The organism is Streptomyces albicerus (genome assembly GCF_008905045.1).
In the GTDB taxonomy this organism is placed as follows: domain Bacteria; phylum Actinomycetota; class Actinomycetes; order Streptomycetales; family Streptomycetaceae; genus Streptomyces; species Streptomyces albicerus.
Genome location: NZ_VWMY01000036.1, coordinates 13940 through 26282, shown reverse-complemented (window position 1 = coordinate 26282; position 12343 = coordinate 13940). Strand labels below are relative to the sequence as shown.

The window sequence follows — 12343 nt, the reverse complement described above, 5'->3', positions numbered from 1 at the left end:
CCGGGAGCCGCCTCCTAGGAGTGGGACAACTGCCCTGCGCCGCCGCCCTGTCGGCGTATCCGCTCCTTGGCCCGCTCCGTCGCCCGCTCGTGGCGCCGGGCCCTCCGCCGCTCGCGCCGCAGGGCCCGGGCGGTGCTGCTCGGCACCGACACCACGCCGTTCCGCTGGTTCCACACCTGCCGGGTCACCCACACGTCCAGTGCGCCCCAGGTGGCCACCACCGTGCTCGCCACGCTGCTCAGCACCATGGGGAACGCGAGCCAGGAACCGGCCAGCGTGCACAGGAAGGCGACCATCGCCTGGATCAGGGTGATGGCGATGATGATGACGGCCCGCACTGCGGACGCGCGCACGGGATCGGGCAGCCGGCGCCTGCCCTCAGGCTCCTCGATCCACAACGGCCGGTAGTACTCCTGCTCTTCGGCCTCGGTGTACGCCTCGGCCTCGGTGTCCCTCTCGGTTTTGGAGTCCGTCTCGGCCTTGGTGTCTGCCTCGGTCTCGACCTCCATCGCCGGACTCTCGGCCGGAATGTCGTGATCCGGTGCCTGTGGACCCCGCTGTGCCTCCGCGATTACCGCGACGCCCGTCCCGGCTGCCCCATGCCGCTCCGCCGTGCCCATCAACTCGTCACTCCCCACCGCCCGACAGCCGCTCGCTCCGGTGTCCTGAGACCCCGGCTCCCCATTGGCTGCCCGGCTTGCGCTGTTTTACGCCCCCTGGGCGCGGCATGCGGCACCTGCTGCCGATTCCGCCTCCAACTTCCATACAGACAGACGATCGACGTAAGCCGAAGATTCCCAGCGACCGAAAAATTCCGGCCAACTGATCCACTATGCGGACCGGATGGCGCCCGCTGCCCCGTCTCGGATTCGGGGAGACAATCTCCCGCAATGAACGGACAACTGCGGATGTCTTGTTCCCACCGCGGACCGAGTCGGTCCGGACAGGCCTTCGAGATACCGGTGTGTCGGTAGTAGGCTCACGCCGTTTGTTGACGCACATGTGTGCCCCCGACCGGTGGGGGCCGAGCTGGGGGAGGCCATGCGCTTTCGCGGGAAGTCCATCCGCCGGAAGATCGTGGCGCTGCTCCTCGTGCCGCTGGTTTCCCTGACCGCTATCTGGGGCTTCGCCACCGTCCTGACGGGCCGTGAGGTCAATCAGCTGTTCGACACGACGTTCATCGTCCAGAAGATCGGCTACCCCACCGAGGACGTCGTCAGCGTCCTGCAGGACGAGCGCCGCCAGACCCTCGTCTACCTCGCCGACCCCCGAGCCTCCGACGCCCTCGCCGACCTGCGGCGCACCCGGACCGCCACGGACGAGGTCGTCGCGAAGATCCGCAAGAACGCCAAGAACAGCGACGTGCGGGACGAGATGGGGCCGGACACCGCCGAGCGCCTCACCGCGGTCCTGGACGCCTTCGACGGCGTCGGTCCGCTGCGCCGGAGCGTCGAGGACGGCACGGTCACCCGAGCCCAGACCCTCGACCACTACAACCGCCTGGTGGACCCCTGTTACACCCTCATGGCCAACCTCCAGGTCCTCGACAACGTGGACGTGGACAAGCAGAGCCGTGCCCTGGTCAACATGTCGCGCGCCCGTGAGCTGCTCGCCCGCGAGGACGCCCTGCTCGGCTCCGCCCTCGTCGTCGGCCGAGTCACCCGTGAGGAGGGCCGTGAGGTCTCCGACCTCGTCGCCCAGCGCACGCTTCTGTACGACACCAGCCTGCCGCTGCTGCCCTCCGCCGAGCGCGCACGCTTCGACCGGTACTGGAAGAACGCCGTCACCGCGCCGCTGCGCGTGGCCGAGCAGTCCGTCATCGCCTCCGCCCCAGGGGCACCCGGCGGAGTCACCGCGAAGAGCTGGGACGGCGTCGCGGACCAGGTCCTCGACGGGCTCGACAAGCTCAACACACAGGCGAGCGACCGGTTCCAGGACCGCGTCCGCCCCATCGCGGTCGGCGTCATCGTCAAGGCCGCCATCGCCGGCGTGCTCGGCCTGGCCGCGCTGCTGGTCTCGCTCTTCATGTCCGTACGCATCGGCCGCAGCCTCATCCGCGACCTGCGCCGGCTCCGCCAGGAGGCCCACGAGACGGCCGGGGTCCGGCTGCCCAGCGTGATGCGCCGCCTCTCCGCGGGCGAACAGGTCGACGTGGAGACCGAAGTCCCGCGCCTGGAGTACGAGAAGAACGAGATCGGCGAAGTCAGCCAGGCCCTCAACATCCTCCAGCGGTCGGCCGTCGAGGCCGCCGTCAAGCAGTCCGAGCTGCGCAGCGGCGTCTCCGAGGTCTTCGTGAACCTCGCCCGCCGCAGCCAGGTCCTGCTGCACAAGCAGCTCACCCTGCTCGACACCATGGAGCGCAGGACCGAGGACACCGACGAACTCGCCGACCTGTTCCGCCTCGACCACCTGACCACCCGCATGCGCCGGCACGCCGAGGGCCTGGTGATCCTCTCCGGCGCGGCCCCGTCCCGGCAGTGGCGCAAACCCGTCCAGCTGATGGACGTCGTACGCGCCGCCGTCGCCGAGGTCGAGGACTACGAGCGCATCGAGGTGCGGCGGCTGCCGCGGATGGCCGTCACCGGGTCCGCCGTCGCCGACCTCACCCACCTCGTGGCCGAACTCCTGGAGAACGCCACGGTGTTCTCGCCGCCGCACACGGCCGTGCAGGTACTCGGCGAGCGCGTCGCCAACGGCTTCACACTGGAGATCCACGACCGCGGCCTCGGTATGGCCGCGGAAGCGCTCCTCGACGCGAACCTGCGACTCGCCGAGACCCCGGAGTTCGAGCTCTCCGACACCGACCGGCTCGGTCTCTTCGTCGTCAGCCGGCTCGCCCAGCGGCAGAACGTACGCGTCTCCCTGCAGCCGTCCCCGTACGGCGGCACCACCGCCGTGGTCTTCATCCCCGACGCGCTCCTCTCGGACGACGTGCCCGACACGAACGGCACGGGGTTCCGGCTCGACCGGGCGCTCCCCTCGAAGAACTCGACGAACTCAAAGGAAGACGACGAGGGCCGCAAGGCGCTGTCCCAGGTGCCGGTCACGCTGCCCGGCCTGTCGGCCTCGATCCTGGACGGGCCGGTCGAACTGGAGGCACCCGTCGACCTGGACGCCCTCGACGACTTCCCGGGCGGCCTCGACGACGAGGACAGCGAACGCGGCGGCATCTTCCGCCCGCGCCGCTCCATCGCCGGGGTGCCGGACGACCAGCAGCAGGAACACGAGCCCTCGTCCCCCGACGGCGACGACAGGTCCGGTGCGCCCGTGCCGCTTCCACGCCGTCGGACCCCGAAGCTCGTCAGCTCCCACGGGCGCCCCGTGACCCAGACCAAGGCGCGCCGCGACGAGGCGACGGACCGTGCGGACGCCGACGAGGCGGCGGGACTGCCCCAGGCCCAGGACTCGCCCGAGCGGCCCGGCATGCTCGAGGAACTGCCGAAGCGGTCCAGGGGCGCCAGGCGAGGGCCGGCGCGCCGAGAGGCCGGTGACGCGCCCGGCGCCCGCCGTGGCCCCGCCGACGACTGGCCCGCGGGTACCGACTCGGCCGACGGTGGCACGGAGCGTCGTCCGGCCCTGGGCCATGGCGCCGAGCGCGCCGGTTCTTCAGGCCGTGGCTCCGAGCCGGGCGAGGCACTCGCGCGCGGACCGGAGGCCACGGAAGGCCGTCGGGACGGCGCAGCCCCGGCCCTTCCCCAGCGCGCGGCGCGGCGCGGCATCGAGCCGAGCGGTACCCGTCCCGGTATCCCGGCCGGAGGCGGCGGAACCCGCCCGGGCACCCCGGCCGCGGGCGGCGGCACCGGCCCGCTGCCCCGCCGCGTACGGCAGGCCAATCTGGCTCCGCAGCTGAAGGACGGCCCCGACCGGCGCACCGAGCGCGACACGGCCCGCCCGACGGATCCCACGGAGCGCGACGCCGACGAAGTACGCAACCGCATGGCCTCGCTCCAGCGCGGCTGGCAGCGCGGCCGCGACGAGAACGCCGCGGGCGACGAGGCCCAGAGCGGCCCAGCACCAGGAACGACTAAGGGGGACGGTCGATGACCGCACCGAAGGCCACCGGTCACACCACGGCCAGCACGGCGACGGGGGAACTCAACTGGCTGCTCGACGACCTGGTGGAGCGCGTCGCCAGCATCCGCAAGGCACTCGTGCTCTCCGGGGACGGTCTTCCCACGGGGGTCTCCAGTGACCTGACGAGGGAGGACAGCGAGCATCTGGCGGCAGTCGCCTCCGGATTCCACAGCCTCGCCAAGGGCGTCGGCCGTCACTTCGAGGCGGGCAACGTCCGGCAGACGGTCGTCGAACTGGATGAGGCTTTCCTGTTCGTCACGGCCGCGGGCGACGGCAGCGCTCTCGCCGTCCTCTCGGACGCCGACTCGGACGTCGGGCAGGTCGCGTACGAGATGACCCTGCTGGTGAAAAGGGTCGGCGCACATCTGGCCGCCGCTCCGCGCACCGAACTGCCCTCGGGCGGGTAGTGGGATGGCATGAGCGGAGACGGTCAGGGGATGTCCCACTGGTTCGACGACGAGGCCGGACCGGTGGTCCGTCCGTATGCCATGACACGCGGCCGCACCACCAGTGCGGCCCAGCACCGCCTCGACCTGATCGCGGTGGTCGTGACGGAGCAGTATGCCGACGACCCGGAGGCGGACAACACGCTGTCCCCGGAGCACGTGGACATCGTCGAACTCTGCCGGGACGCTCCGCAGTCGGTCGCCGAACTCGCCGCCGAACTCGACCTGCCGATCGGGGTCGTACGTGTCCTCATAGGCGACCTCGTGGACGATGAGCTGGTCCATGTGACGCGTCCGGTACCTCCTGCCGAGCTGCCGGACGAGAGCATCCTGCGCGACGTGATCAGCGGCCTCCGGGCCCTGTGACCCGGAGGCCGGGGCGATCCGGTCCTCCGTGTCCGACGACCGGGGCAAGGGAGGACCCGGCCCACGCGCGTGCCGTCTTCACAGGGCGGGGCGGCCGCTTGCGGGGCGCGTCCGCCACGGCCCGCGGCCCCGGCATGGCGGGCTACCGGGCCGTACCCCATTCGGACGACGCCGAGGAGCGCCCCTTGGCCTGCGCCAGGAAGCGACGCCCGCTCCGGAGCGGACGCCGGGGCACCGGACCCCGTTATGATCTGACCGATCGTCGACCGGCACCTCCGGCTCAGGGTCGGAGCAGCGCGACATCGGGGAGACAGACGTGAACGGCTGGCAGTTCTGGGTCGACCGCGGCGGCACCTTCACCGATGTCGTCGCGCAGCGCCCCGACGGCCGGCTGCTCACCCGCAAGCTCCTCTCGGACAACCCGGCCCGGTACGCCGACGCCGCCGTGGCAGGCATCCGGGAGCTCCTCGCCGAAGCCGGCGATGCCTTAACGGGCCGGCCACCAGGACCGGAACTCGGACAAGGACCCGGACCGGAACCCGCACGAGGTTCCGCAGGGGGATCCGATCAGGAACCCGGCCACCAGAACGGCCTACCGGTGGATTCCGTCCGCATGGGCACCACCGTCGCCACCAACGCCCTCCTGGAACGCAAGGGCGAACGCACCCTCCTCGTCGTCACCCGCGGCTTTCGCGACGCGCTGCGCATCGCCTATCAGAACCGCCCCCGGATCTTCGCCCGCGAGATCGAACTCCCCGACCTGCTCCACGAACGCGTCATCGAGGCCGACGAACGCATCGCCGCCGACGGCACCGTCCTGCGCGCCCCCGACCTGGACGCCCTCGCCGGTCCGCTCCAGGAGGCGTACGACGCCGGGATCCGTGCCGTCGCCGTCGTCTGTATGCACAGCCACCTCCACCCCGCCCACGAACAGGCCATCGGCGAGCTGGCCGCCCGCACCGGTTTCTCGCAGATCTCGCTCTCCAGCGAGGTCAGCCCCCTCATGAAGCTCGTCCCGCGCGGCGACACGGCCGTCGTCGACGCCTATCTGTCGCCCGTCCTGCGCCGCTACGTCCAGCACGTCGCCGATGAACTCCGCGGCGTACGGCTGATGTTCATGCAGTCCAACGGAGGCCTCGCCGAGGCCGGACAGTTCCGTGGCAAGGACGCCATCCTGTCCGGGCCCGCGGGCGGCATCGTCGGCATGGCGCGGATGTCGCAGCTCGCCGGCTTCGACCGGGTCATCGGCTTCGACATGGGCGGCACGTCCACGGACGTCTCGCACTTCGCGGGCGAGTACGAACGCGTCTTCACCACCCAGATCGCCGGAGTCCGGCTGCGCGCGCCCATGCTGGACATCCACACCGTCGCGGCCGGCGGCGGCTCCGTCCTGCACTTTGACGGCTCCCGCTACCGCGTAGGGCCGGACTCGGCGGGCGCGGATCCGGGCCCGGCCTGCTACCGGGGCGGTGGTCCGCTCACCGTCACCGACGCCAATGTGGCTCTCGGCCGGATCCAACCCGCCTATTTCCCCAGGGTGTTCGGCCCCGACGGCGACGAGTCGCTCGACGACGTCCTGGTCCGCGACCGCTTCGACGCCCTGGCCCGTGAGATCCGCGACCGGACCGGCGACGACCGCACTCCCGAGCAGGTCGCCGAGGGCTACCTCCAGATCGCCGTGGCCAACATCGCCAACGCCGTGAAGCGCATCTCGGTCCAGAAGGGCCACGACGTCACCCGGTACGCGCTGACCACCTTCGGCGGCGCGGGCGGCCAGCACGCGTGCATGGTCGCCGACTCGCTCGGCATCCGCACCGTCCTCGTCCCGCCCATGGCCGGTGTGCTCTCCGCGCTCGGCATCGGGCTCGCCGACACCACGGCCATGCGGGAACAGTCCGTGGAGGCGCCCCTGGAGGCGTCCGCGATGCCGGGCATCCTGAAGACCGCCGACGACCTGGAGGGCGCGGCCCGCGGCGAACTCCTCGCCGAGGACATCCCCGAGGACCGGATCCGGGTCATCCGCCGGGCCCAGCTGCGCTATGACGGCACGGACACGGCACTCACCGTCGAGCTGACCGAGCCCGACACCATGACCCGCACCTTCGAAGACCGCCATCGCGCCACCTACTCCTTCACCCTCGACCGTCCGGTCGTCGTCGAAGCCCTCTCCGTGGAAGCCACCGGTCTCACCGAACCTCCCGATCTCTCCGCCCTCGCCACCCCGCACTCCACGCCGGGCGCCCCGGAGACGGTCCGCCTCCACACCGGCGGCACCTGGCGCGACGTACCCCTGCACCGCCGCGAGGAACTGCCCTCCAGCGAAACCGTCACCGGCCCCGCGATCATCACCGAGGCCAGCGCGACGACCGTCGTCGACGACGGCTGGCAGGCGGCCATGACCGACGACGGGCATCTGGTCATGGAACGCGTCGCGGTCACGGAGAGTTCCGATCTCGGCACGGAAGCCGACCCCGTTCTCCTCGAGGTCTTCAACAACCTCTTCATGTCCATCGCCGAACAGATGGGCGCCCGTCTGGAGTCCACCGCCCAGTCGGTCAACATCAAGGAGCGCCTGGACTTCTCCTGCGCGCTCTTCGACCCCGACGGCAACCTGGTCGCCAACGCCCCCCATATTCCGGTGCACTTGGGGTCGATGGGCACCAGCGTCAAAGAGGTCATCCGCCGCCGCGGCGACGGCATGCGCCCCGGCGACACGTACGCGGTCAACGACCCGTATCACGGCGGCACCCACCTCCCCGACGTCACCGTGATCACCCCGGTCTTCGACACGCAGGGTGAGCAGATCCTCTTCTACGTCGCATCCCGTGGCCACCACGCCGAGATCGGCGGCATCGCCCCCGGCTCCATGCCCGCCAACAGCCGCACCATCGAGGAGGAGGGCATCCTCTTCGACAACTGGCTGCTCGTGGAGGGCGGCCGCTTCCGGGAGGCGGAGACCCGGCGCCTCCTCACCGAGGCGCCCTACCCCTCACGCAACCCGAAGACCAACCTCGCCGACCTGCGCGCCCAGATCGCCGCCAACCAGAAGGGCGTCGACGAAGTCGCCCGCATGATCCAGAACTTCGGGCTCGACGTCGTCCAGGCATACATGAAACACGTCCAGGACAACGCCGAAGAAGCGGTACGACGCGTTGTCGACGCCCTTGAAGACGGTGAGTTCGCCTACGAGACCGACTCCGGGGCGATCATCCGGGTCCGCGTCTCCGTAGACCGCGAAAAACGGTCCGCGACCATCGACTTCACGGGAACGTCCCCGCAGCTCGCCACCAACTTCAACGCGCCGTTCTCGGTGGTCAACGCGGCCGTCCTGTACGTCTTCCGCACCCTGGTGGCCGACGACATCCCGCTCAACGACGGCTGCCTGCGCCCCCTCGACATCGTCGTGCCGCCCCGCTCGATGCTGGCCCCCGAACCCCCGGCCGCCGTGGTGGCGGGCAATGTGGAGACCTCGCAGGCGATCACCGGAGCCCTGTACGGTGCCCTCGGAGTGCAGGCCGAGGGCTCCGGCACCATGAACAACGTCACCTTCGGCAACGAGCGGTACCAGTACTACGAGACCGTGGCCTCCGGGTCCGGCGCGGGCGACGGCTTCCCCGGCGCGCCCGTCGTACAGACCCACATGACCAATTCGCGGCTCACCGACCCCGAGGTCCTGGAGTGGCGGCTGCCCGTCCAGCTGGACGAGTTCGCCGTACGACGCGGCAGCGGCGGGGCCGGCCGGTGGCGGGGCGGCGACGGTGCCGTACGCCGCATCCGGTTCCACGAGCCGATGACCGTCTCCACGCTCTCCCAGCACCGCAGAGTCCCGCCCTACGGTATGGCGGGCGGCGAGCCCGGCGCACTGGGTGCCAACCGCGTGGAGCGGGCGGACGGCACGGTCACCGAACTCGGCGGAAGCGACGCGGCGGACGTCGGCCCCGACGACGTCCTGGTCATCGAAACCCCCGGCGGGGGCGGATACGGTCCGCCACCGCCCGACACCACTGAAGCAGGAGAAGAGATCGATGATCTTCGGGCGCACTGAGCGCGGCAAGGCCCCCGTCGAGCCCGTCACGCTCAAGATCCTCGTGGCGGGCGGCTTCGGCGTGGGCAAGACCACCATGGTCGGCGCCGTCAGCGAGATCAAGCCGCTGCGCACCGAGGAGCTGCTGACCGAGGCGGGCCGTCCCGTGGACGACACCAGCGGCGTGGAGGGCAAGCACACCACCACGGTCGCCATGGACTTCGGCCGGATCACGCTCCGCGAGGACCTCGTGCTGTACCTCTTCGGGACGCCCGGTCAGGACCGCTTCTGGTTCCTGTGGGACGAGCTCGCCACCGGCGCGCTGGGCGCAGTCGTGCTCGCCGACACGCGCCGCCTGGAGGACTGCTTCGCCGCCGTCGACTACTTCGAGCGGCGCTCCATACCCTTCGTGGTGGGCGTCAACTGCTTCGAGGGCGCGGCCCGTTACCCGAACGAGGACGTCCGCCAGGCCCTCGACCTCGACCCCGGAGTCCCCGTCGTCCTGTGCGACGCGCGCGACCGGGAGTCGGTCAAGGAGGTCCTCATCAAGGTCGTCCAGCACGCGATGGCGTACGCGGCCGACCGCCGCCAGACCGTCACGACCTGACGCACCCGGTCGTCCCCGGACAGCCACTGCCAGAAAGCATCCGGCCGCAGCGCCGCACCGGCACGAGTACGACCCGTACCCCCGCCGACCGGGGTACGGGCCGTAGTCCTCAGGTGGTGCTCACGGGCCACGCGCGCGTGGACCCCGAAAACGCGGGTCAGCCCGCGCCGTCCTCGTGCCAGCCGAAGCTCTTCTCCACGGCCTTGTGCCAGTTGTGGTACTCGCGGTCGCGGACCGAGGCCTCCATGGCGGGCGTCCACTCGACGTCCTTCTGCCAGTGCGACTTCAGCTCGTCGAGGTCGTTCCACACCCCGGTCGCGAGCCCGGCCGCGTACGCCGCGCCCAGGCAGGTCGTCTCGGAGACCTTCGGGCGGACCACCGGCACGCCGAGCACATCCGCCTGGTGCTGCATCAGCAGATTGTTCTTGGTCATGCCGCCGTCGACCTTCAGGATCGTGATGTGCACCCCGGAGTCCTGGTACATGGCGTCGACGACCTCACGCGTCTGCCAGCTCGTCGCTTCCAGGACGGCCCGCGCGAGGTGCCCCTTCGTGACGTACCGGGTCAGGCCCGTGACGACACCGCGCGCGTCGGAACGCCAGTAGGGCGCGAACAGGCCCGAGAACGCGGGCACGATGTACGCGCCGCCGTTGTCCTCGACACTCGCCGCCAGGGTCTCGATCTCGTCGGAGGTACGGATGATGCCGAGCTGGTCGCGGAACCACTGCACCAGCGCGCCGGTGATCGCGATCGACCCTTCGAGGCAGTAGACCGGCGCCTCCGTGCCGATCTTGTACCCCATCGTGGTCAGCAGCCCGCTCTTCGAAGGCACGGGCCGGTTCCCGGTGTTGAGCAGCAGGAAGCTGCCCGTGCCGTATGTGTTCTTGGCCGTTCCCACGTCGTAGCAGGCCTGTCCGAACACCGCCGCCTGCTGGTCGCCCAGCGCCGACGCGACGGGCACCCCGGAGAGCTGGCCCACGGCGGTCCCGTACACCTCGGACGAGGACTTGATCTCGGGGAGGATCGCCTCGGGGACGTTCATCGCGGAGAGGATGGACTGATCCCACTGGAGCGTCTCGAGGTTCATCAGCATGGTGCGCCCGGCGTTGGTGACGTCGGTGACGTGATGTCCGCCGTCGGTGCCGCCGGTGAGGTTCCAGATCAGCCAGGAGTCGATCGTGCCGAAGGCGATCTCGCCGCGTTCGGCGCGCGCTCGCAGCCCCGGCACGTTGTCGAGCAGCCAGGCCGCCTTGGGCCCGGAGAAGTAGCTGGCCAGCGGGAGTCCGGTCTGCTCGCGGAAACGGTCCTGCCCGTCCGAGCCGCCGAGTTCGTTGCAGAGCGCGGAGGTGCGGGTGTCCTGCCAGACGATCGCGTTGTGCACGGGCTTGCCCGTGGCGCGGTCCCAGAGGACCGTCGTCTCGCGCTGGTTGGTGATCCCCAGCGCGCTGAGCTGGTCGGCGCGGAGCCCGGCTTTCGCGATCGCGCCCGCGACCACGGCCTGCACCTTCGACCAGATCTCGGTGGCATCGTGCTCCACCCAGCCGGGCTTGGGGAAGATCTGGCGGTGCTCACGCTGGTCGACGGCGACGATCGCACCGTCCTGGTTGAAGATGATGCAGCGGCTGGACGTGGTGCCCTGGTCGATTGCGGCGACGAACTTGTCCGTCATGACGTCCCCTTCGTCGGATTCTTCGGAAGGCTGCGTTTAGAAGGCTGCGTTGAAGATGAGCCCGGACAGCACTCCGCCGATGAGCGGCCCCACCACCGGGATCCACGAGTAACTCCAGTCCGAGGTCCCCTTGTTGGGGATCGGAAGGACGGCGTGGGCGATACGCGGGCCCAGGTCTCGGGCCGGGTTGATGGCGTACCCCGTCGGACCGCCGAGCGACAGACCGATGCCGACCACCAGGAACGCGACGATCAGAATCGCGGTGCCGGACTCGCCGAGCCCCTTGGTGAGTCCGAAGGCCAGGATCGGCAGGACCAGACCGATCGTCGCGATGATCTCGGTGATGAGGTTCGCCACGGGATTGCGGATCGCCGGCGCGGTGGAGAAGATCCCGAGCGTCGGCTGCGCCTTGTCCTCTTCGGAGTTGGCCTGGAACTGCGCGAAGTAGACCAGCCAGCACAGGATCGCGCCCAGGAAGGCTCCGACCATCTGCCCGGCGACGTAGATGTGGACCTTGTCCCAGTCCCCGGTGTCGATGGCGATGCCGACCGTCACCGCCGGGTTGAGGTGCCCGCCGGACAGCGGGGCGGCGGTGTACGCGCCGGCCATGACGCCGAAGCCCCAGCCGAACGCGATGACGACCCAGCCGGCGTCCTTCGCCTTGGAATAGTTCAGTACGACGGCGGCGACCACGCCGGCGCCGAAGAGGATCAGGATCGCTGTGCCGATGACTTCACCGACGAAGATGTCTCCGTTGCTCATGGCGGCTCCTAGGCCCTCGCCCGGGGCGGTCCGCCCCGGTCCACCGTGCAGGGTGCGTTTCCCACGGCTACTTCTGGCTACTTCAGCCGAAGGCAGGGAGGGTCCCGCGCCCCGCCCGGCGTCCGTGACGAGCGTGCCGTCGCAGCCGAATCGCCCGTGGGGGACGGCCCGTTGACGCAGGCGAGGGCCCGCGCGGCGCAGTGCCTGAATACGCCGGAATGCGGCGATGCCGACTGACACCGGAAGTGTTCACCGGCACTGTGGGAGCGTCAAGGTCGCGGGCGACAACGGTTCGGGCCCGCGCATACGCCGGTACGCCGCCGTAGGGGCTCCGAGACGGGCGTACGACGGCGGGGGCACCGGGGCGACGGGCTCGGCGCAGAGGACGGCCTGGG

8 protein-coding genes are annotated in these 12343 nt (G+C 70.5%); 5 read left to right on the top strand and 3 right to left on the bottom strand.

All coding sequences use genetic code 11. The features are described from left to right. Positions 1-14 precede the first annotated feature (14 nt). The gene (locus tag GAS53_RS30515) at positions 15-620 is read right to left on the bottom strand and encodes a hypothetical protein (RefSeq protein ID WP_151480959.1); all 606 of its coding nucleotides are present in this window, start codon (positions 618-620) and stop codon (positions 15-17) included. A gap of 421 nt (positions 621-1041) precedes the next feature. Here GAS53_RS30515 and GAS53_RS30510 point away from each other — a divergent pair, with 421 nt between their 5' ends. The 5 genes from GAS53_RS30510 (at position 1042) to GAS53_RS30490 (ending at position 9517) form a co-directional block, all read left to right on the top strand. Further along, the gene (locus GAS53_RS30510; RefSeq protein WP_151480958.1) at positions 1042-4044 is read left to right on the top strand and encodes a nitrate- and nitrite sensing domain-containing protein; all 3003 of its coding nucleotides are present in this window, start codon (positions 1042-1044) and stop codon (positions 4042-4044) included. Beyond that, a complete protein-coding gene (locus GAS53_RS30505; protein ID WP_151480957.1) occupies positions 4041-4481 on the top strand; it encodes a roadblock/LC7 domain-containing protein in 441 nt (146 codons plus the stop codon). Before GAS53_RS30510 ends, GAS53_RS30505 begins: the two co-directional genes overlap by 4 nt. 9 nt (positions 4482-4490) lie before the next feature. Further along, entirely contained in the window at positions 4491-4886 is a 396-nt protein-coding gene (locus GAS53_RS30500) for a DUF742 domain-containing protein (RefSeq protein WP_151480956.1), read from the top strand. Between the two features lie 316 nt (positions 4887-5202). Then, entirely contained in the window at positions 5203-8931 is a 3729-nt protein-coding gene (locus GAS53_RS30495; protein ID WP_151480955.1) for a hydantoinase B/oxoprolinase family protein, read from the top strand. Next, positions 8912-9517, top strand: coding sequence for a GTP-binding protein (locus GAS53_RS30490; protein WP_151480954.1), 606 nt, complete (start codon positions 8912-8914; stop codon positions 9515-9517). The genes GAS53_RS30495 and GAS53_RS30490 overlap by 20 nt, the downstream gene beginning before the upstream one ends. A gap of 157 nt (positions 9518-9674) precedes the next feature. Here GAS53_RS30490 and glpK read toward each other — a convergent pair whose 3' ends face one another. Together glpK and GAS53_RS30480 are read right to left on the bottom strand one after the other, a co-directional pair. Next, positions 9675-11186 (bottom strand): glycerol kinase GlpK, encoded by a 1512-nt coding sequence (glpK, locus tag GAS53_RS30485; protein WP_151480953.1) that lies wholly within the window; start codon positions 11184-11186, stop codon positions 9675-9677. A 36-nt stretch (positions 11187-11222) separates the two neighbouring features. Then, positions 11223-11948 (bottom strand): MIP/aquaporin family protein, encoded by a 726-nt coding sequence (locus tag GAS53_RS30480; RefSeq protein WP_151480952.1) that lies wholly within the window; start codon positions 11946-11948, stop codon positions 11223-11225. Between the last annotated feature and the right edge of the window lie 395 nt (positions 11949-12343).